The organism is Mitsuaria sp. BK041, from assembly GCF_014193085.1.
Taxonomy (GTDB): domain Bacteria; phylum Pseudomonadota; class Gammaproteobacteria; order Burkholderiales; family Burkholderiaceae_C; genus Roseateles.
In genome coordinates, this window is sequence record NZ_JACHYT010000001.1 from 729,142 (window position 1) to 749,950 (window position 20,809).

The window sequence follows — 20,809 nt, forward strand, 5'->3', positions numbered from 1 at the left end:
CGGCGGCCCGCCGGTTCAGACTCCCATCACCTGCACGCGGTTGCGGCCGGCGTGCTTGGCCGCGTACAGCGCCTGGTCGGCGGTCTCCACCAGCATTGCGGCCTTCGCGGGCGGCTCCCCGGCCGCCAGGCCGATGGACACCGTGACGCGCAGGTCCGGCGCGAGCTCGCCCCACGCATGGTTGGCGATCGCGCCGCGCAGGCGCTCGCAGATCTCCTGGCCGCGCTCGGCCGGGACGCCGACGAAGACCAGCATGAACTCCTCGCCACCGACCCGCGCCAGCAGGTCGGCGCTGCGCAGCTGCCGCCGCAGCACCTGCGCCACCTTCTGCAGCGCCTGGTCGCCGACGCCGTGCCCGAAGGCATCGTTGACCTGCTTGAAGTGGTCGATGTCCAGCAGTCCCAGCGCGATCGGCTTGTGCTCCTGCCGCGCCCGCTCGAGCAGCAGCGGCAGCGCGAACTCGGCATGACGCCGGTTGTTGAGGCCGGTCAGCGCATCTTCATGGGCCATGCGGCCGAGCTCCGCGGCCTCGCGTCGCAGGCGCTGCTGCTCCTGCTCGGCCAGCTCGGCCCGCTCGCGCTCGCGACGCGCGTCCTGCATCGCATGCTCGGCCCGCGCCTGGGCCTGCTCGAATTCCTGCCGGATCAGCATCGCCTCGGTCTGCAGCGCCATCGCGCTGCGGGCCGTCTGGCGTTCCAGCGACGACAGCAGTTCGTGCGCCGCCAGCGCTCGCGCGGCATCGCCGCGCAGCTTGCAGGCCCGATAGATCGCCAGCGCGAGCTGCCGCCGCAGGCGCGTGGGCAATGACTGCGGCGCCTGTTGGCCGACCAGGTCCTGCAGCGTCGCCAGCGCCGGCAGCGCGTCGGTCGCGCCGGCGCCGTCGTCGCGCTTGAGCTGCAACAGCGCCCGCTGCGCGCGCGCCTGCAACACCATGCCGGCGTAGCCGTGCCGCTGCGCCAGCCGCTCGTATTCGTCGGCGATGAGCAGCGCGTCGTCGATCGCGCCGGTGCCCAGCTGCAGCTCGACCAGGTTGGACAGCGACACCACGACCAGGAAGGGATTGCCTTCCTCCCGCACCAGGTCGGCGGCGCGCACGGCGTAGGGCTCGGCCTGGGCCAGCGCCTCGGCGGCCGAGCGCCGGTCCTCGTCGCGGATCGCCTCCGCGTGCGCCTGCAGCCAGAAATGCGCCAGGTTGTTGAGGCAGGACAGCAGCAGTTCGCGCTCGCCGGCGGCCTGCTGCTGGGCGATCTCCAGCGCCTGCAGCGTGTGCTGGCAGGCCTGCTCGACCTGATCCGTCACCGCGAAGGCCACCGCCAGCCGGTTCAGCGCCCAGGCTTCGCGCGCCGGATCCTGCGCGCGCCGCGCCGCGGCCAGGCCTTGCCAGCCGGCCTGCATCGCGTCCCGCCCCATCTGGAACTGCGCGTAGACGTAGCAGAGCTCGGTCAGCGCCTGCGCGGTCCATTCGTCCTGGTCGGGGCCGTCGATCAGCCGCACCAGCGCCACCGCCTCGCTGGCGCGCCGCAGCGCCGCGGGCAGGTCGCCCTGGCGGGGGAGGTTGTGGGCGATCAGGATCAGCGCCCGTGCGCGCTCCCGCACCGAATCGGCCGCCACCAGCGCCAGTTCCAGCGCATCGGTCGCGTCGCGGTAGGCGCCGCGGCGGCTCAGGTGCAGGGCTCGGGCCAGTTCGCGCTGGAACAAGGCGACTCCTCCTTCGGCGATGCGGTGCGACCTCGAACGCACAGCATTGGCCGGCGGACATCGCGCGTCAATCGCGGCTGGCCCCAGTGCCACACGGGGTCCGTGGCGGGCGTGCCAAAAGTCTCGAAAGCAGCGCCGCGTCCCTTCATCGGCCCGCCACGGTTGGCGTCGCCCGATACCCTTGCGGGCTCAGGGAGTCAATCGCCTGCCATGCACGGGCGCTGGACGATGCCATGCCGAAGTCCTTCGAGTACCACTTCGCCGACTGCCGCCTCAACGTCGCCACGCGGGAGCTGTGGTTGCGCCGCTGCCGGCAGCAGGTCGAGCCGCGCGTCCTGGACTTCCTGATCTGCCTGATCGAGCGCCGCGGTCGCGTGGTGCGCAAGGACGAGCTGATCGCCCAGGTCTGGGGCGGCGAGATCCTCACCGACAGCGTCCTGGGCCGTGCGGCGAGCAAGGCCCGGCGGGCCATCGGCGACATGGCGGACGCCCCTTTCCTGGTCCGGACCGTGCATGGCGTCGGATACCAGTTCATCGGCGAGGTGGAGGCGGTCGAGGCATCGCGCAAGCCGCGGGTCCCGGCCGGAGTGAACCTGCCGCCTGCCGCGCCGGCCGTCATGCCCGGACCGCCGCCCGCCGGTACGCGCACGGCCGCGACCGTCCGATCCCGTGACGCGGAGGCGCTCGACGTCTTCGCGCTGGACGATGAAGTCGCCGCCTGGAGGGCCGCGCTGCCCGCCGCGCTCGGCCCGGCGCGGCTCGACACCCTGATCGCGCTGGCCTGGCATCTGCGCCAGCGCGACACGCCGCAGGCGCTGGTCCTGGCCGAGGAGGCGAGCCTGCTGCTGCTCGGCGGTCCGCTCGACCGGGCCGCCGCGCGGGCCGACGCCCGGCTGATGCTGGTGCGCGGCGAAGCCCGCTGGCTGGCCGGCCAGTTGCATGCGGCGAGCGACCTGGCCGAGCAGGCGGCCTTGGCCTTCGACGCCTGCGGGGATGTCGCCGGCGCCTGCGACGCCGCGCTGCTGCGCGCCGCCATCGCCGCCGACCGCGAGGACGGCGAGGACCTTGAGGCCTGCGTGCGGGCGGCGCTGGCGCGTCCCGGCGTCCAGAACGACAAGGAACGCCACGCATTGCTGCAATTGCAGCTCGCGCTCGCGCAGGCGCTGCGGCGTCCGGGCGAAGCCTTCGCCCGGTGGTCGGCGGCGATCGACGGCTGGCGGGCCGCCTGCGGCCCCGGCGTGCGGGCCGTCTGTCATTACGTCCAGGCGAACTGGGCCTTCGCCAGCGGCGACCGCGGGCATCGGTTGCGGCATGCGATGGCCGCGCGCCAGTTGTACGCGGCGGTGGGGCAGCGCCGCGACGTCGTGAGGGAGACCGGGAACCTCGGCGCGCTCTTCGCCAATCTCTTCGACAACGAGTCGGCGCTGCAGCACCTGAGCGCCGCCCTGACGGAGGCCCGCGCCGCCGGCTGGCCGCTGACGCTGGCGGCCTGCCTGGCGCAGTCCGCCGCCGTCATCGGCACGCTGATGGGACGGCCGGCCGACGCGATCCCGCTGCTCGATGAGGCGAGCGGGTTGCTGGTCGGGTTCCCGGGGCACCGGGTGTCGTTGATGACGCTGCGCTACCGCGGCGACCTGCAACTGGCGCTCGGGCAGCACGCGACCGCGCTGCCGGCCTTCGAGCAGACGGCGGCACAGGCCCGGCGGCGCGGCCTGATCCCCTTCGAGATCGACGCGCTGATCGGCGAGGCCAAGGCGCTGTCCGGCCTGGGCCAGGCGCCGCGGGCCCGCGAGTCGGCCTTGCAGGCGCTGCGGCTGGCCGAGGCGAGCGACAACGACTACTGCCGGTTCCTCGTGTTCGAGGCGCTGGCCGGTCTCTGGCGCGACCATCCGGCGTTGCCGCACGACCCGGTGCCGGAAGCCAGCGTCGTGCTGCACTACCTGCTGCTGGCCCTGGAGAAGCAGGGCACGGACAACCCGGGCACACCGCCGCCGGCGCTGCTGGAGGCGCTGGCCGCGGAGTACGCCCGGCTGGGCGATTACGTCAACGCCTATGCCCACGAGGTCCGCGGCCGCGCGGCCCGGGCGCAGGCCCAGTCGGCCGAGGCCGATGGCCGCGCCATCGCGATGAAGATCCGCCACGACACCGAGCAGGCGCAGGCCGACAGCGAGCACCACCGGGCGCTCGCCGCCGCCCACGCGGAGCGGGCCGAGGCGCTGACGCAGACCAATGCCATCCTCGCGCGCCTGGGCACCATCGGCCAGGAGATCACGCGCCACCTCGACGCGCCGGCGATCTTCGACGCGCTCGCGCGCCATGTGCACGGTCTGCTCGACGCCTCGTCGCTGGCGGTGTTCCTGCTGGACGCGGACGGCCGGGCGCTGGAGCTGGCATTTGGCACGGAGGCGGGCGGCCCGTTGCCCGACTATCGCGTGGCGCTGGATGACGCTTGCGCGAACGCTGCGCGCTGCGCCCGCGAGCGCCGCGAGATTCACGTGCGATGGCCCGATGACGCCGGTCGCGTCGTCCCGGGCACGCAGCCCACGCGCAGCGCGCTGTTCGCGCCCTTGAGCATTGGCGACCGGCTGCTGGGCGTGCTGACCGTCCAGTCGCCGCGCGCCGATGCCTACGGCGAGCGCGAGCACCTGATTCTGCGCACCTTGAGCGCCTACAGCGCGGTGGCGCTGGGCAACGCGGCGGTCTATCGGCAGCTCGAATCAGCGCGGGATGCGCTGGCGCTGACGCACGCCGAATTGATCGAGCGCGAGGGGCAATTGCGCCGCGCGCTCGGCGAAACCGGCTCAATCACCGTCCCGGCACCGCTGCCGCAAGGGTAAACCCCTTGGCGGAAACCCGAAGCGGATGTTTCGTCCGGCTTCGGTGACACCTCGGTTAAATCTCCGTCGCAAAACCGTCCTGAGTCCATCAAGACGGGCGGATGTCCCTCCGCCAATATTCGATTCATTCCTTCACCGGAAATCAACACCGAGTGTGAATGAATTATGACGGCATCAAGATGGGAAGTCGCTTCATGACTGGAATCCGCAGATTTTCCAGGGGATTTACCCTGATCGAGATCATGGTCGTGCTGGTGATCCTGGGCGTGCTCGCGGCGTTGATCGCGCCAAAGATCCTGGACCGGCCGGAACAGGCGCGAATACTGGCGGCGAAACAGGACATCGCGACCCTTTCGCAGGCGCTCAAGATGTACAAGCTGGATAACCAGCGTTACCCCAGCACGGGGCAGGGGCTCACCGCGCTGGTGCAGAAGCCGACGGCCGCACCAATTCCGGTCAACTGGCGCGATGGTGGATATCTGGAGCGCCTCCCCAATGATCCCTGGGGGAATCCCTACAAGTATTCCTCGCCTGGCCTGCACGGCGATTTCGACGTGATCAGTCTGGGCAGCGCCGGTGAAGGGAATACCACGGTCATCGGTTCCTGGATGCAGTGAGCCAGCGGATTGCGGAAGAGTTCCGCGACCGATTTCCCCCTCTTTCCTCCTTGATTGCAGAGATATCTCATGCGGCATCACTTGATCCTGTTGTCGATCTGCGTGGCGATCACGCTGGCCGGATGCAGCGGCAAAAGCGGGGGCGCGCCCGCGATCACTGCGGCGCAGAGCGAACCCGCCGCCGACCCGCCGACGGAAAAGGCCGCTTCCACGCGGACCCGCGATCCCATGAGCGCGTTCGTGATGGCGCCGGGTAGCAGCGGCCGCGGAGAGGTGATGTCCGAGCTGAGGAAGCATGGCGGCGAACTGCGTGAACCGGAGGTCAGTTACACCGTCTACGACACGCCCGCCTCGCTCGGCGTGGACGAGGCCAGCAAGCAGATCCAGGCTCAGTTGGAAAAGGACGAGCGGATATTGATCGACAGCGATGGCACGCCGGAATCCCGCAAAAAGGCCGCCGAATTGACGTATGCCGCAATTGGCGCATCGATCGACGATATTGCCGCAGTCTTGATCCGCAAGGGCCCCGAGGACAAAGGCGGCGGCTATTTGCTCATTCCAATCTACAGCAAGGCGGATGTCGCCGGACAAGTTGCCCGAGGCGTGATTCCCGCGCCCGAGGCCCAATCCAATTCGGCGAGCAATTTCTTCTTCACGCCCTGACCGGTCAGGGCGGCCGCCGATCCTGTGTTCTTCGGTCGAGTCACAGGCGCCCGAGAACGTCAACCCTCCCTCAACAATGAAGGATATTCTTGTGCAAAACATGAAGAAAATCATCGCGGCCGCCCTGCTGATGGGCATGGCGGCCTCCAGCTGGGCCGATTGGGAAACCTGCAATTACCGCGGTGAAGCCCTGCCTGACGGTGGTACCAAGGTCATCAACGACAAGCAGGCGTCGAAGACCTGGGACGACTGGGTCTGGCGCGGCAAGCAGGATAATCGCGTCCAATATTGCTCGCCGAACTCCAAGGAATGCACGTTCGGTTGGACCGGATCGAAAACCACGTCCTATTCCCACACCGTCGGCTGGAGCGTCGGCGGTGGGTTTGGTTTCCCGATCAAGGCCATCGGGATCGAGATCGAAGGCCAGTACCAGCGGTCCAAAACCTGGACGCAATCCCAGACGGAGTCCTTCGACGAGCGGACCACCTTCGCGCCTGGCAAGTGGGCACAGCCGGTGATCGTCGCCGTTCGCCGCTGGCGCACCGGTCACTTCAACGGCGCCCACTTCCTGCAGGAGTTCGCGAACGGGACGCCGGTTCCGGGCAAGAAGTGGGGCTGCTACGTCTATGACTGGTCCTGGAGGAACTTCGGCAGCTGGTCCGGCAACGAGAAGGACTGGGGCTACCACATGATCCAAGTCGTGAACGACCGCCGCAATCTCTGATCGTCCATCGATGAGCCCGTCCCGCCCCATTCCTGGGCGGGACTTTCTCCAGCAGTACACCGGATGAAGCCGACCCTCCTTCCGTTCCATCGCGCGGCGACGGGCGTTGCCGCCGGCGATGTGCTGACCACGCTGGCATGCGGCGCGGCGGGCCTTGGCCTGCTCTGGACCGTGGCGAGTCTGGGATGGCGCCTGGCGGACCTGCCGCAGGCCGTCGCGCCGCTGGCGCCGGACCGCGTCGCGCAGCAGCACGTGGCGCAGATCAACGGGCCTCACCCTTTTGGCATCGCCGCCCCCCGCGGTGGCGCCGCGGCGTCCGAGGCCGATGCCGAGGATCCGTCGGCCGGCCGCTGGCATCTGCTGGCAACCCTGGCGACCGGCAGCGGCGGCGGCACGGCCATGCTGGACCGGGCCGGCGGCGAGGTCAGGATCGTCCGGCAAGGCGAGTGGCTCTCGCCCGGCCGGCGGGTGGCCCGCATCCTTCCCGGCGGCATCGAGGTCGATGGCCCTGGCGGCACGCAACGCATCGATCTGCAGGACTTCCTGCCGTTCTGGGGTGTTCTCCGTCCGCCGGGCGAGGGCGCCGACCGGTCCGAGCCGGGGCGCGACAGCCCATCCGCCCGAGGCGCTCCGGCCGAAGACGGCCGTCTTCCCGGCGCCGTCCCCGACCGGACAGTCCCCGCCCGCCTCGCCCTTCCCGCGGTTTCTCCGTCTCGTTGAGCGTCCCCATGAAACTACATCCGTGGCTGTTGGCCGCCACCTTGCTGTGCGTCAACGCTCCCTTGTGGGCCGCCGAGGAGCCGGTTGCCCTGAACTTCGCCAACGTGGAAGTGAGCAGCGTATTGCGGCTGGCCTCGCAGCTCACCGGCAAGCAGTTCGTGATCGATCCGCGTGTGCGGGGCAACATCAGCGTCGTGTCTGCGGAGCCCCTGCCGCGCGAGCTGGTGTACCCGACGCTGGTAGCCGCCTTGCGACTGCAGGGCATCGCCGCGATCGACGACGGCAGGACGGTGCGCATCGTGCCGGAGGCCGAAGCGCGGAGTCAGGGCGCGCCGCTGGTCGGAAAACCACCCGCCGGCGACAGCCTCGCCACGCAGGTCTTCAACCTGCGCCACGAGTCGGCGGTGGCGCTGAGCCTGGCCATCAAGCCGCTGCTGAACGCCAACGCGACCGCGGTCGGCTACCCCGGCAACAACACGCTGGTGGTGACCGACTTCTCCGACAACCTGCGCCGCATCGGCAAGGTGCTGCAGGCGATCGACGTTCCCAGCGTCGACGAGCCGCAGATCGTGCCACTGCGTTACGCCTCGGCCTCCGAGCTGGCCGGGCTTCTGCAGAGCCTGGTGGCTGAAGGAGCAGGCGGGGCCGCCGCGGGCGCCGGGGCCGGCATTGGCGGCGAGCGCTTCACCGTGTTGGCCGAGCCGCGCAGCAACAGCCTGCTGCTGAAGGGCAACAGCCCGGGAAAACTGCAGCGCGCGCGGCAACTGATCCAGCAACTGGACCAGCCGGAGGCCGGCGGCAACATCGAGGTCATCTATCTGCGCAACGCGGTGGCCGTCGAGGTGGCGCAGACGCTGCGCGCCTTGCTCTCGGCCGATGGCGGCGCGCCCGGCAACGGCGGCGCCGCGGCCGGCGCCGCCGTTGCGCCTGGCGGCGGAGGGTTCACGGCGGGCTCGGGCGGCGGCGTCCAGGGGGGCGGCGCGCTGACGGGAAGCAGCCGGTCCGCGAGCGGCGGCGCGACGCCGGCCGGCAACGCAGGCGCGGCGGGCGGTGCCATCTTCGCGGCGTCGCAGCCGGCCTCCGGCCTCGCGCAGGGCAGCTACATCCAGGCCGACGCCGCCAACAACGCGCTGATCATCAGCGCCCCGCCCATCATCAGCCAGCGCCTGAAGAAGGTGGTGGCCAAGCTCGACCTGCGGCGCACGCAGATCTATGTCGAGGCCCTGATCGCCGAGGTCAACAGCGACACCGCCGCGCAGTTCGGCATCCAGTGGCAGTCGCTGGGCGGCGCGGCGGCGGGCGTCACGGGCACGCACGTGATCGGCAGCGCCAACTTCAACGCGCCGGCGTCCAACATCGCGGGCGTCGCCCAGAACCCGCTGACGATGGGCAACGGGCTCAACGTCGGCATCAGCCGCGGCACCATCACGCTGCCCAACGGCACGGTGATCAACAACCTGCTCGCGCTGGCCAGCTTCCTCGAGAGCAACAACAACGCCAACATCCTGTCCACGCCCACGCTGATGACCCTGGACAACCAGGAGGCGCAGATCCAGATCGGCCAGGACATCCCCGTCATCACCGGCAGCTACTCGCAGACCAGCGGCTCGGCCACGCCGTTCCAGACCTTCGACCGCCGCAAGGTCGGCCTGGGGCTGCGCATCCTGCCGCAGGTGGCCGAAGGCGGCACGGTGCGGATGAAGATCATGCAGGAGGCCTCGACGGTGGTGCCGGGCACGCTGACCAATCCCTCCGGCCCGACCATCAACACCCGCACCATCGAGACCGCCGTGCAGGTCGAGGACGGCGGCCTGCTGGTGCTGGGCGGCCTGATCCAGGACACCTCGTCCGACGGCGTCAGCAAGGTGCCGGTGATCGGCGACCTGCCGCTGGTGGGCAACCTGTTCCGCTACACCACGCGGCAACGCAGCAAGACCAACCTGCTGGTGTTCCTGCGGCCGCGCACGCTGCGCTCCGCCGAGGCCGACCAGCAGCTCTCCTCCGAGCGCTACGACTACATCGCCGGCGCGCAGCGACGCATGAACGGTGATGCCGCCGCGCCCGTGCTGCCGATGCTCACGCCTCAGCCCACGCCAGCCGCGCCGCCGGCGGGCGGGAGCCCCGCCCCATGAGCGCCGACGCCGCCTTGCCGCGCCTGCCCTACGCCTTCGCCCGGGGGCAGGGCGTGCTGGTGCACGGGGGGGGCGCGGACGCGGCCGTGCTGTGGGTGCGCCGCGGCGCGCGCGCCGACGCCGCGGCCGAGGCGCGCCGCATCGCCGGCGCGCGGCTACCGGTGGAGCTGGTCGACGCCGAGCGCTTCGACCAGGCGCTGACCCGCCTCTATGCCGACGGCGGCGACAGCGCCGCGTCGATCGTCGACGGCGCCGGCCAGGACGTGGACCTCGACCAGTTGCTCAGCGACCTGCCGCCGATCGAGGACCTGCTCGACAGCCAGGGCGACGCGCCCGTCATCCGCCTCATCAACGCGCTGCTGACCGAGGCCGTGCGCGAAGGCGCCTCCGACATCCACATCGAGCCCGAGGAGGCCCGCACCGTCGTGCGCCTGCGCCGCGACGGCGAGCTGCGCGAGGTGCTGTCGCCGCCGCGCGCGCTGCATGCCGCGATGGCCTCGCGCATCAAGATCCTGGCCCAGCTCGACATCGCCGAGAAGCGCCTGCCGCAGGACGGCCGCATCGCCATCCGGCTGGCGGGCCGCGCCGTCGACATCCGCGTCTCCACCGTGCCCACCGGCCATGGCGAGCGCGTCGTGATGCGGCTGCTCGACAAGGATCCCTCGCGGCTGGACCTGGGCGCGCTGGGCATGGCGGCCGACACGCTGGCGGCCATGGATCGCGCGCTTCGGGCGCCGCACGGCATCGTGCTGGTCACGGGGCCGACCGGCTCGGGCAAGACCACCACGCTGTATGGCGCCCTGACGCGCCTGAACGCGCGCGAGCGCAACATCATGACGGTCGAGGATCCGGTCGAGTACGACCTGGCGGGCATCGGCCAGGTGCAGGTCAATCCGCGCATCGACATGAGCTTCGCGCGCGCGCTGCGTGCCCTGCTGCGGCAGGACCCGGACGTGGTCATGATCGGCGAGATCCGGGACCTGGAGACCGCGCAGATCGCGATCCAGGCCAGCCTGACCGGCCACCTGGTGCTGGCCACCATCCACACCAACGATTCGGTCAGCGCGATCACGCGCCTGGTCGACATGGGCGTGGAGCCCTTCCTGCTGGCGTCGAGCCTGACCGGCGTGCTGGCGCAGCGGCTGGTGCGCTGCCTGTGCCCCGACTGCCGCGAGCCCGATCCGCTGCCGCCGCGCGCGGATGGCGGCGAGCCGGCGGACGGGCCCGCGTGGCGCGCCACTGGCTGCGAGCGCTGCGGCCACAGCGGCTATCGCGGCCGTCTTGGCATCTTCGAGTGGCTCGAGGTCGACGACCCGCTGCGCCGGCTGGTCCACGAAGGGGCCGGCGAGCATCGCATCCGCGACGCGGCGCGCGAGCGCGGCGGCTTGCGGCTGCTGCGCGAGGACGGCTGGCGCTGGGTGCGCGAGGGCATGACCTCGCGCGATGAACTGCTGCGCGTGACGGGCGATCGATGAGCACCTTCCGCTATCGCGCCGCGGACGCGGCCGGCATCGTCAGCACCGGGCTGCAGGAGGCCGATTCCGCGCGCCATCTGCGCGGCCTGCTGCGCGAGCGCGGCCTGCTGCCGCTGGCGGTGGAGGAGGTCAGCGGCGCGGGCGCGGCCCGCCGCCATCGCGGCCGGCTCAACGCGCGGGCGCTGTACCTGCTCACGCAGCAGTGGTCCTCGCTGCTCAAGGCGGGCCTGAACGTCGACGCGGCGCTGGTGGCGCTGGCCAACCAGGCGGAGACGCCGGCGCAGCGCGACGTCCTGTCGGAGGTGCGCGCCGAGGTCCGCGCCGGGCGCACGCTGGCGGCGGCGCTGGCGCAGCATCCGCGCAGCTTCCCGCCGCTCTACGTGGCGCTGGTGCGGGCCGGCGAGGCGGCGGGCGAACTCGCTGAGGTGCTGTCCCGCCTGGCCGACTACCTGGCCGACAGCGACGCGCTGCGGCGCAAGACGATGGAGGCGCTGATCTATCCGGCCATGATGATCACCGTGGCCATCGCGGTCGTGGCGGCCCTGCTCGTCTACGTCGTGCCGCAGGTGGTGGGCGTGTTCGAGCATCAGCGCCAGGCCTTGCCGCTGATGACGCGCGCGCTGATCGGGCTCAGCCATGGCGTCAAGGTCGCGGGGCTGCCGCTGCTGGCGCTGCTCGCGCTCGCCGTCGCCTGGTGGCGCCGGGCCTGGCGCGGCGACGCCTTCCGGCGCCGCGTCGAGGTGCGCCTGCTGGCGCTGCCGGTGATCGGCAAGCTGCTGTGCTCGGCCGACACCGCGCGCTTCGCCAGCACGCTGGCCATCCTGGTGCGCAGCGGCGTGCCGTTGCTGGTCGCGCTGGAGGCGGGCAAGGCGCTGGTCCAGCGTCTGCCGCTGAAGGACATCGTGGACCACGCGCTGCGCGAGGTCAGCGCGGGCAAGGCGCTGAGCCGCTCGCTCAAGCGCGACAAGGGCTTCCCGCCGCTGCTGGTGCAGCTGATCGCCAGCGGCGAGCAGAGCGGCCAGCTGCCCGAGATGCTGGCTCAGGCGGCGCGCCTGGAGCAGATGACGCTGGCGCACGACGTGGCGGTGCTGACCCGGCTGCTGGAGCCCGCGATGATCCTGCTGATGGGCTGCATGGTGCTGGCGATCGTGCTGGCCATCCTGCAGCCGGTGTTCGACATCAACCAGTTGCTGCATTGAGGCGGCCGATGCGAATGCTTTCCCCTTCGCGCCGCGCCGCCGGCTTCACGCTGCTGGAGATCCTGCTGGTGCTGGTGATCCTGGGCATCGCCGCGATGGCGGCCGCGCCGTCGCTGGGCTGGGTCGGCCAGGCGCGGCGCGACGACGCGGTCGAGACGCTGCGGCTGGCGCTGGAGCAGGCCGTCTTCGAAAGCATGCTGGGCGGCCAGCAGCTGGTCTTCGTCTCCAGCGGCGATGCCTACCATTTCGAGCGCCGCGGCGACGAGGGCGTGTGGTCGCTGACCGAGGCCGACGGCCCGCTGCGCGCGCGGGCGCTGCCCGACGCGGTGCGGATCGAGGCCGCTTGGCAGGACAACCAGGCGCAGCGCGGTCAGCCGCGGCTGTCCTTCGCGGGCAGCGCGCCGCCGCTGTTCCGGCTCCGCCTGCGGGCCGGCGGCCGGCAGGTGCAGTTGCAGTCCACGCCCTCGGGCGCGGTGACGCAGTACACGCTCGACGGCCATGCACCCTGACGCGCGCGGCATGACCCTGATCGAGGTGCTGGTGGCGCTGCTGGTGCTGAGCATCGCGCTGATGGCGGCGGTGCGCGCCACCGGCGTGACCGTCGACAACGCCGCGGCGCTGCGGACCCGGCTGTGCGCCGAATGGGTCGCGCAGGACCGGCTCGAATGGCATCGGGCGCGCGCCGACTGGATCGACACCGGCCGGCAGCCCGCGGAGCCGGTGCGCCAGGGCGGGCTGGACTTCGTCGTCGTCGAGGAGGTGAGCGCCACGCCCAGCCCGCTGGCGCGCCGCGTCGACGTGCATGTGCAGCTGGCCGCCGCGCCTGGGCACGACGTGGCCCTGGTCAGCGGCTACCTGATGAACCAGGGCCGCCCGGACGGCCCGCGCCCGGGAGCACCTTCATGAGCCCGCGCCGCGCCGCCTCGGGCCTCAGCCTGATCGAGGTCATGATCGCGATGGTGCTGATGGCGCTGGTCGGCCTGATGGCCGAGCGCGGCCTGTCGCAGATGCTGCGCGCGCGCGACCAGGTGGCCGCGGAGCAGCAGCGCTGGCGCGACATCGCCTTCGCCTTCGGCCGGCTGTCGGAGGACGTGGCCTTCGCGGCGCAGGGCCTGCCCGGCGACGCCGACGCGACGGCCTGGCGCGGCACCGGCGAGCGTCTGCGCTGGGTGCGCTGGGGCCAGGGCGGCCGGCTGCTGCGCCTGGACTACGACCTGCAGGACGGCCGGCTGCGGCGAGCCACCGCCGCGATCGAGGGCGGGACGCCGGAGCCGGCGGTGCTGCTCGACGGCGTCGCCGGTCTGCGCATCCGGTTGCTGGACAGCGCTGGCGGCCATCATGCCGGCTGGCCCGCCGAAGGCGTGAAGGACAGCCGCCCGCTGGCCGTCATCGTCGCCCTGACGCTGCGCGAGGGCACGCAGCTGCAACGGACCTTCGCCTTGCCATGAGCAGCGCCCGGCGACTCCGGCCCGATCGCGGCGTGGCCCTGCTGCTAGCCCTGCTGGTCACGGCCCTGTGCGCGATCCTGGCCAGCGCGGTGCTGTGGCGCGTCGACCTGTGGCTGACGCAGGTCGAGGTCCTGCACGACGCGCGCCAGGCGCAGCGTCTGGCGCTGGGCGGCTTGGACTGGGGGCGCTCGGTGCTGTGGGAGCGCGACCGCAACCAGGTGTCGGTGGACTATCTCGGCGAGCCCTGGGCGACGCGGGTGCCGCAGATCCCCGTGGCCGGCGGCGAGGTCGGCGGGCAGATGTTCGACGAGCAGGCCCGCTTCAATCTCGCCTCGCTTCCGCGCGCCGGCGCGGACGACGACGCGGCGTGGCAAGCCTATGGGCGGCTGCTCGAAGCGCTGGGCCTGCCGCCCGCGCTGGCGGCGGCCTTGCGGGCGCGGCTGTCGCCGTCGGCGACGCCGCGGCTGATCCTCTCCGGCACGGGCAGCCTGGATGGCGTGCCGGGCTACTCGGCGCCGGTCCTCGAGCGGTTGCGCGCCTTCGTCACGGTGCTGCCGGAGACCGGCACCACGGTGAACGTCAACACCGCGTCTGCCGAGGTGCTTGCCGCGATGGTGCCCGGGCTGACGCCGGGCGATGCGCGCGCCGTGATCGCCCGTCGCGCCGTCGAGCCGTTCATCAACGTCGGCGGCTTCATCGCCCGGCTGCCGGAGGCGGCGCAAGGCCGGGTGAAACCGGACGCGCTGGCGGTGCGCAGCCGCTATTTCCGTGTCGACACCTTCGCGAAATTCGGCCGCGGCCGCGCCGCCTTGTCGGCGCTGCTGCAGCGCCAGGCGGGCGCGTGGCCGTCGATTGTCTGGATGAGGACCCCATGAGCGCCACACTCTTCGTCTATCTCGATGCGGACTGGCCGCGGCAGGGCACGGTCTGCGCCTGGCGGCTGGTGGACGGCCGGACTGTCCATGACGGGACGGGCGCGCCCGGCGACTGGCCGCCGGCGGACCGCCACGTGGCCATCCTGTCGATGGATCAGGTCCGCCACGCGCTGGCCGCGCTCCCGCCCGGCGTGCGCTGGAACGACGCCGGACCGCTGGCCATGGCGATCGAGGAGCAGCTTGCGGCGCCGCTGGAGCAGCAGACGGTGGTGCCGCTGCGGCAGGAGGGCGGCGCCACGCGGTGCGCGGTCGTGCAGACGGAGCGCCTGAAGACGCTGATCGCCTGCTTCGGCGAACTGAAGCGGCCGCTGGCGCGCGTCGAATGCGAGGCCGACAAGCTGCCGCCGCCCGAGGACGGCTGGCGGGTGCATCGCGCGCCGCACGGCGCCTGGCTGCACGACGGCCGGCGCGCCCTGGCGCTCGACGAGGCGGAGGGCGGCCAGCCGCCGCTGCTGCTGCGCCTGGCGCTGGCGGAAGGGCCGCCGCCCGCGATGCTGTGGGTGTCCGGGGCCACGCCCGAACTGGCCGCGGCCTGGGGCGAGGCGCTCGCGCTGCCGGTGCGGCCGGCGCCGCCCGACGACTGGCGGCTGCATTGCGCCACGCCCGGCGTGAACCTGCTGACGGGCGAGCTGGCGCCGCGGCGCGACTGGACGTCGACGCCGCGCGTGCGTCTGGCGGCGGGGCTGCTCGCGTTCGCGCTGCTGGGGCAACTGGGGCTCGACGCGGCCGGCTGGGCGACGGCGAGCTGGCGCATCGGCCAGTTGCGTGAGCAGCAACTGGCCGTGCTCCGCGGCGTGACGGACGCGCCGGCGTCGCGGCGGCCCGGGCAGGACCTGCGCGCGGTCTGGGCCGCGGCGCGGGCGCGCGTCGGCGAGCCGGGCGCGGACGAGTTCCTGCCGATGTTGTCGGCCTTGGCGCGCACGCTGCCGACCCGGCCCTGGCGCAAGGTCGAGTTCGCCGAGGACCGGCTCAGCGTGGACTGGCAGGGCAATGAAGAGGAGGCCGCGCGGGCCGAGGCGCGTCTGGCGGCCTCGGGCTACGAGAGCGTGAGCCGGCCGCTGGCGGAGGGCCAGGTCTCCACCGCGCTTCGATTTGGAGGAGAGCCATGAGCAATTGGCGGATGCAGGCGCGCGGCTGGTGGCTGGCCCGCTTGCCGCGGGAACGCGCGCTGCTGGCGGCGGGGGCCGCCTTGTGCGGTGCGGCCTGCGTGTACTGGGGGCTGGGCGCGATGGCCGCGGCGCACGAGCGCGCCGAGCGGACGCGCGACCAGGAGCAGCGCGTGCTGTGGCGCATGCAGACGCGCAGCGAGGAGCTGCTGCGGCTGAAGGCGCAGCCGCCGCGGCCGCGCCTGAGCGGCGGCGCGCTGCAAGGCGCGGCCGCCAATCTGCTGCAGCGGCAGGGCCTGCCGGCAACGCTGCTGCAGCCACAGGCCGACGGACGCGGCGTGCGCCTGAGCGGACAGTTGCCGTTCGAGCGCGCGACCGCGTGGCTGGCCGCCGCCCAGCTGGAGCAGGGCCTGGTGGTGCGGCATGCGCTGATCGAGGCGGGCGAGGCGCCCGGCCTGGTCAAGCTCGACGTCGACCTGGTGCCGCGTGAGGGCACGCCATGAAGCGGATCGTGATCGCACTGGCGGTGCTGTGCGGCGCGCTGGTGGCGACCGTGTGCCAGGCGCCGGCGGCGCTGCTGGACCTGGGGGTGCGCCAGGCCAGTGAGGGACGGGTGCGCATCGCCGATGTGCGCGGCAGCGCCTGGAACGGTGAGGGCGTGATCCTGGCCGATGCCGCGGCGGGGCATGGCGCGCTGCCGCTGGGTCAACTGGGCTGGCGGCTCGCCGGCGTGCGGGACGGGGCGCTGGAGATCGCGCTGGCCTTCGACGGCCGCCCGCTGGGCCGCCTTCGTCTGGATGTGACCGGCATCGGCACCACCGTGGCCGACTGGCGCCTGCCAGCCGCCGAGACCTTGGCCCTGCTGCCCGGCGCGCTGGGACGCGGGCAGTGGGAAGGGCAGCTGGCGCTGACGGCCGCCGACGGGCGCTGCGACTGGCTGGGGCGTTGCGCCGGGCACGCGCAGCTCGCGTGGTCGGGCGCGGCGACAAGGCGCATCGAGAACGGCGCACTGGGCGACTACCAGCTCGCCCTCGATGGCAACGCGGGCGGTGTGGACTTCGAGCTCGGCAGCGGCGACGGGCCCATCGCGCTGACGGGCAAGGGCCGATGGCAGCAGGGGCAGCTGCGCTTCAATGGTCTGGCGCGTGGCAACGATGCGGTGCTGTCGCAGTTCCCTGGCTTCCTCGGCAAGGTGTTCGAGGCCACCGGCCGTCCCGGCGAATACCGGATCACCATCGAGCGCTGACGCGCATCCACGCGAGGGCGGTCCTCGGCGCCGGCCGGCAAGCGGTGGACGGCGGATGGATACAGTGGCGGCCATGTCGAAACTCCCGAGAGCCTCCGCTGTCTCTGCTGTCTCTGCTGTCTCTGCTGTCTCCGCGCCCTCCGTTGAGTCCGCCGACAGCCATCGCCTGCTGGTCGGCGTGGACTTCAGCAGCGCGCCGACGGCCCGCAAGCCGATCCGGCTGGCCTTCGGCCAGCGGCGCGGCGCGGTCGTGAAGCTGGAGCGGCAGGAGGCGCTCCCGTCGCTGGACGCCTTCGCGGCCTGGCTGGCGGCGCCGGGATCGTGGCTCGGCGGCTTCGACCTCCCTTTCGGCCTGCCGCGTGAGCTGGTCGAGACGCTGGGCTGGCCCACCGAGTGGGCCGCGTTGATCGCGCACTACGCGAGCCTGTCGCGCGCGGAGATCCGCGACACCTTCGCCGCCTTCTGCGATGCCCGTCCGGCGGGCCGCAAGTTCGCGCACCGCGCCTGCGACGCGCCGGCCGGCTCGTCCCCGAGCATGAAGTGGGTGAATCCGCCGGTGGCCTACATGCTGCACGCGGGCGTGCCCCGGCTGGTGGCCGCGGGCGTGCATCTGCCGGGGCTGCATGCGGGCGACCCGTCGCGCGTGGCGCTGGAGGCGTATCCCGGGCTGCTCGCGCGCGAGCTGATCGGCCAGCGCAGCTACAAGAGCGACGACCGCGCCAAGCACACGCCCGAGCGCTTGATCGCGCGCAAGGACCTGATCGAGGCGCTGGAGCAGGGCCGCACGCGGCTGGACCTGCGGCTCAAGCTCAGCCACGCGCAGCGCGACGAGCTCGCCGATGACGGCAGCGGCGACAAGCTCGACGCGGTGCTGTGCCTGATGCAGGCGGCCTGGGCCGATGCGCGGGCGGACTACGGCCAGCCCGCCGGCATGGACCCGCTCGAAGGCTGGATCGTCTGTGCTTGAATCGGGATCGCCCGGCGAGGCGCCCGGCTCCCCCACGCGATGACAAGGAAGATCCCATGACGCCAGTCGATGTTCCCGAGGCGCAAGCGCCGCTGCAAACACCGCCGCAGGTGCCGTTGCAGGTCGCCGTGATGGGCGCCGGCGCGGTGGGCTGCTTCTTCGGCGGCATGCTGGCGCGCGCCGGCCATGACGTGACGCTGATCGGGCGGCCGGCCCACGTGGCGGCGGTCCGCGATCACGGCTTGCGCATGGAGACGCGGATGTTCGACGAGCAGGTCCGCCTGCGCGCCGATACCGAGCCCGCCGCCGCCCGCGGCGCGCAGCTGGTGCTGTTCTGCGTGAAGTCGACCGACACGGTGTCGGCGGCACAGGCGCTGGCGCCGCACCTCGGCGCGGACACGCTGCTGCTGTCGATGCAGAACGGCGTCGACAACGCCGAGCGGCTGCGCGAGACCCTGCCGCAGCCGGTGTCCGCGGCGGTGGTGTACGTCGCGACGGAGATGGCCGGGCCCGGCCACGTGAAGCATCACGGTCGCGGCGAGCTGGTCATCGAGCCCGCGCCCGGCGCCGAGCGCGCCGCGCAGGCGCTGGTCGCGGCCGGCGTGCCGGTCGACATCTCGGACAACGTGCGCGGCGCGCTGTGGTCCAAGCTGCTGATCAACTGCGCCTACAACGCGCTGTCCGCGCTGACGCAGCAGCCTTACGGCGAGCTGGTGAAGGGCGAGGGCGTCTGGATGGTGATGGACCAGCTCGTCGACGAGGGCCTGGCGGTGGCGGCGGCCGACGGCGTCACCCTGCTGGGGGACGTCCGTCAGGCGGTGCGCAAGATCGCGGAGACGATGCCGGGCCAGTTCTCCTCGACCGCCCAGGACCTGGCCCGCGGCAAGCCGACCGAGATCGATCACCTGAATGGATTCCTGGTCCGGCGCGGGGAGGCGCTGGGCGTGCCCACGCCGGCCAACCGCGTGCTGCACACGCTGGTCCATCTGGCGGAGCTCAGCCGCGACTGACTGGCGGCCGACCCCAAGGCCGCGGTGGAAGCCGTCCCCAACGGGAAGAAGCCGGGACGAGCCCGGCTTCGTGACGGTGGCCGCGCGCGGCCTGGCCCTCAAGGGACGGTGCCCGGGGCGCGCTTCACTTGCGCATCAGCGTCGACTTGCCGAACAGCGACTCGACCAGGTCCACCGCCACCAGCGCGGTCTTGTTGCGCACGTCCAGCGCCGGGTTGAGCTCCATGATGTCCAGCGACGCCAGCCGGCCGGTGTCCGCGATCATCTCCATGCAGAGCTGGGCCTCGCGGTAGGTCGGTCCCCCCGGGATGGTGGTGCCGACGCCGGGCGCGACGTCCGGGTCGAGGAAGTCCACGTCGAAGCTGACATGCAGGTGGGTGTTGGCGTCCATCGTGGCCAGCGCCAGCTCCATCGTGTGGCGCATGCCCATCTCGTCGATGTAGCGCATGTCGAAGACTTCCAGGCCGACCTCGTGGACGAAGCGCTTCTCGCCGGGGTCGACGCTGCGGATGCCGATCTGGCGGATCCACTTCGGATCGATCGCGGGGACCTTGCCGCCGATCTGGATCAGCTCCTGCGGGCCGTAGCCGCACAGGCAGGCGACCGGCATGCCGTGGATGTTGCCGCTGGGCGTGAGCTGGCTGGTGTTGAAGTCGGCATGGGCGTCCAGCCACAGCACGCGCAGCTTCTTGCCGGTGTCGCGGCAGTGGTGCGCCACCGCCGCGATCGAGCCCAGCCCCAGGCAGTGGTCGCCGCCGAGCAGGATGGGCATGCGGCCGGTGCCCAGTTCGGCGTAGACCGCGTCGTGCACCGCCTGGTTCCAGGCGGTGACCTCGTCCAGGTGGCGGTAGCCGGCGGTCGGCGGCTGCCAGGGGTTGGACGGGCCGGTGAGGTTGCCGCAGTCCTTGACCTCGACGCCATGTGCCCGCAGCGCCTCGGCCAGGCCGGCCACCCGCAGGGCCTCCGGCCCCATGCTGGCGCCTCGGGCGCCGGCCCCCACGTCGGTGGGGGCGCCGATCAGGCTCACGTGTCGTGCTGCGGTCATGGTCCAACCTCTCTTGCTTTGGGATGCCCCCGGAAGGGCGGATCAGGTGCCGTCGCCCCCGCTGCCGTTGCCGTTCGCGGGCGAGCCGATGTCGTATTCCTTCATCAGCAGCGCCCAGGCCTCGTCGGCGGTCTCGACGTAGTGGAAGAGCTGCTCGTCGCCCGGGCTGATCATCCCGGTGTCGATCAGCAGCTCGAAGTCGATCAGGCGCGACCAGAAGTCGCGTCCGAACAGCAGGATGGGGCGACGGCGGCACTTGCCGGTCTGGATCAGCGTCAGCGTCTCGAAGAGCTCGTCCAGCGTGCCGTAGCCGCCAGGGAAGGCCGCCAGCGCCACCGACCGGATCAGGAAGTGCATCTTGCGCAGCCCGAAGTAGTGGAAGCGGAAGCAGAGCTCCGGCGTGATGTACTGGTTGGGCCGCTGCTCGTGCGGCAGCACGATGTTCAGGCCGATGCTGCGGCCGCCGGCCTCGTGCGCGCCGCGGTTGCCGGCTTCCATGATGCCGGGACCGCCACCGGTGACGACGTACAGCGGATGCGCGAAGTCCTTGGTGTGCTCGGTGATCAGGCGCGCGAACCTGCGCGCTTCCTCGTAGTAGCCGCTCATCACCAGACGGCGCTCGGCGCGTTGCAGCGCGGCCTCGTCCTTGGCGGCCCGCGCGGCCTCGACCGCCGCCTGCGCGGACTCGCGGTCGGCGATGCGCGCGCTGCCGAAGATCACCACCGTCGACTGGATGTCCAGCTCCTGCTGGATCAGCTCCGGTTTCAGCAACTCGAGCTGCATGCGCACCGGGCGCAGCTCGGGGCGGAGCAGGAAATCGGTGTCGGTGAACGCCAGCTGGTAGGCGCTGGGGGGATTGGCGTCGAACGCGGCGTCGAAGGCCGCTTGTTGCACGGCCTCCTCCTGCGCGGAGGGGAAGTTGCGGGCGGTGAGTTTGTCGCTTCTGATCATGATTCGATGGCCCGGGAGCTTACGGGCGTTGCCACT

General features: G+C 72.0%; 20 protein-coding genes. 17 read left to right on the top strand and 3 right to left on the bottom strand.

What is annotated here, in order from left to right; translation table 11 throughout:
* Positions 1-15: 15 nt before the first annotated feature.
* Complete coding sequence (locus tag FHT38_RS03135; RefSeq protein ID WP_183489796.1) at positions 16-1,698, bottom strand: diguanylate cyclase; 1,683 nt, start codon at positions 1,696-1,698, stop codon at positions 16-18.
* A 233-nt stretch (positions 1,699-1,931) separates the two neighbouring features.
* On the opposite strand from FHT38_RS03135, the gene FHT38_RS03140 reads away from it, so the two are divergent.
* The 17 genes from FHT38_RS03140 to FHT38_RS03220 all read left to right on the top strand — a co-directional run bounded on the left by FHT38_RS03140 (position 1,932) and on the right by FHT38_RS03220 (position 18,777).
* Positions 1,932-4,535: a GAF domain-containing protein gene (locus tag FHT38_RS03140; protein ID WP_183489798.1), complete on the top strand. Its 2,604-nt coding sequence runs from the start codon at positions 1,932-1,934 to the stop codon at positions 4,533-4,535.
* A gap of 179 nt (positions 4,536-4,714) precedes the next feature.
* The gene (gene gspG / locus FHT38_RS03145; RefSeq protein ID WP_183492376.1) at positions 4,715-5,152 is read left to right on the top strand and encodes a type II secretion system major pseudopilin GspG; all 438 of its coding nucleotides are present in this window, start codon (positions 4,715-4,717) and stop codon (positions 5,150-5,152) included.
* Between the two features lie 69 nt (positions 5,153-5,221).
* On the top strand, positions 5,222-5,815 hold the full coding sequence (locus tag FHT38_RS03150) for a hypothetical protein (protein ID WP_221213977.1): 594 nt from the start codon (positions 5,222-5,224) through the stop codon (positions 5,813-5,815).
* Positions 5,816-5,915: 100 nt separating this feature from the next.
* Positions 5,916-6,539 carry a hypothetical protein gene (locus FHT38_RS03155; protein WP_183489802.1) on the top strand — a complete coding sequence of 208 codons (624 nt, stop codon included), beginning with the start codon at positions 5,916-5,918 and terminating at the stop codon, positions 6,537-6,539.
* A gap of 63 nt (positions 6,540-6,602) precedes the next feature.
* Positions 6,603-7,259, top strand: a complete 657-nt coding sequence (locus FHT38_RS03160; RefSeq protein ID WP_183489804.1) for a type II secretion system protein N — start codon at positions 6,603-6,605, stop codon at positions 7,257-7,259.
* 8 nt (positions 7,260-7,267) lie between these two features.
* Positions 7,268-9,391 carry a type II secretion system secretin GspD gene (gene gspD / locus FHT38_RS03165; RefSeq protein WP_183489807.1) on the top strand — a complete coding sequence of 708 codons (2,124 nt, stop codon included), beginning with the start codon at positions 7,268-7,270 and terminating at the stop codon, positions 9,389-9,391.
* Positions 9,388-10,866: a type II secretion system ATPase GspE gene (gene gspE, locus FHT38_RS03170; protein ID WP_183489811.1), complete on the top strand. Its 1,479-nt coding sequence runs from the start codon at positions 9,388-9,390 to the stop codon at positions 10,864-10,866. The genes gspD and gspE overlap by 4 nt, the downstream gene beginning before the upstream one ends.
* The gene (gene gspF / locus FHT38_RS03175; RefSeq protein ID WP_183489814.1) at positions 10,863-12,065 is read left to right on the top strand and encodes a type II secretion system inner membrane protein GspF; all 1,203 of its coding nucleotides are present in this window, start codon (positions 10,863-10,865) and stop codon (positions 12,063-12,065) included. The genes gspE and gspF overlap by 4 nt, the downstream gene beginning before the upstream one ends.
* Before the next feature lie 8 nt (positions 12,066-12,073).
* A complete protein-coding gene (locus FHT38_RS03180) occupies positions 12,074-12,574 on the top strand; it encodes a prepilin-type N-terminal cleavage/methylation domain-containing protein (protein WP_183489818.1) in 501 nt (166 codons plus the stop codon).
* The gene (gene gspI / locus FHT38_RS03185; protein ID WP_255488587.1) at positions 12,564-12,971 is read left to right on the top strand and encodes a type II secretion system minor pseudopilin GspI; all 408 of its coding nucleotides are present in this window, start codon (positions 12,564-12,566) and stop codon (positions 12,969-12,971) included. The genes FHT38_RS03180 and gspI overlap by 11 nt, the downstream gene beginning before the upstream one ends.
* Positions 12,968-13,513, top strand: a complete 546-nt coding sequence (locus FHT38_RS03190) for a type II secretion system protein GspJ (RefSeq protein WP_183489824.1) — start codon at positions 12,968-12,970, stop codon at positions 13,511-13,513. Before gspI ends, FHT38_RS03190 begins: the two co-directional genes overlap by 4 nt.
* Complete coding sequence (gspK, locus tag FHT38_RS03195; RefSeq protein ID WP_183495075.1) at positions 13,510-14,388, top strand: type II secretion system minor pseudopilin GspK; 879 nt, start codon at positions 13,510-13,512, stop codon at positions 14,386-14,388. Before FHT38_RS03190 ends, gspK begins: the two co-directional genes overlap by 4 nt.
* A complete protein-coding gene (gene gspL, locus FHT38_RS03200) occupies positions 14,385-15,557 on the top strand; it encodes a type II secretion system protein GspL (RefSeq protein WP_183489830.1) in 1,173 nt (390 codons plus the stop codon). Before gspK ends, gspL begins: the two co-directional genes overlap by 4 nt.
* The gene (gene gspM / locus FHT38_RS03205; protein ID WP_183489833.1) at positions 15,554-16,057 is read left to right on the top strand and encodes a type II secretion system protein GspM; all 504 of its coding nucleotides are present in this window, start codon (positions 15,554-15,556) and stop codon (positions 16,055-16,057) included. Before gspL ends, gspM begins: the two co-directional genes overlap by 4 nt.
* The gene (gspN, locus tag FHT38_RS03210) at positions 16,054-16,800 is read left to right on the top strand and encodes a type II secretion system protein N (RefSeq protein ID WP_183489836.1); all 747 of its coding nucleotides are present in this window, start codon (positions 16,054-16,056) and stop codon (positions 16,798-16,800) included. The genes gspM and gspN overlap by 4 nt, the downstream gene beginning before the upstream one ends.
* A gap of 73 nt (positions 16,801-16,873) precedes the next feature.
* Positions 16,874-17,767 (top strand): DUF429 domain-containing protein, encoded by an 894-nt coding sequence (locus FHT38_RS03215; protein WP_183489840.1) that lies wholly within the window; start codon positions 16,874-16,876, stop codon positions 17,765-17,767.
* Between the two features lie 116 nt (positions 17,768-17,883).
* A complete protein-coding gene (locus FHT38_RS03220; RefSeq protein WP_183492377.1) occupies positions 17,884-18,777 on the top strand; it encodes a ketopantoate reductase family protein in 894 nt (297 codons plus the stop codon).
* Positions 18,778-18,901: 124 nt separating this feature from the next.
* On the opposite strand, the gene rocF is transcribed toward FHT38_RS03220, so the two are convergent.
* Together rocF and FHT38_RS03230 are read right to left on the bottom strand one after the other, a co-directional pair.
* A complete protein-coding gene (gene rocF, locus FHT38_RS03225; protein WP_183489843.1) occupies positions 18,902-19,822 on the bottom strand; it encodes an arginase in 921 nt (306 codons plus the stop codon).
* A 42-nt stretch (positions 19,823-19,864) separates the two neighbouring features.
* Positions 19,865-20,773 carry an LOG family protein gene (locus FHT38_RS03230; protein ID WP_183489846.1) on the bottom strand — a complete coding sequence of 303 codons (909 nt, stop codon included), beginning with the start codon at positions 20,771-20,773 and terminating at the stop codon, positions 19,865-19,867.
* Between the last annotated feature and the right edge of the window lie 36 nt (positions 20,774-20,809).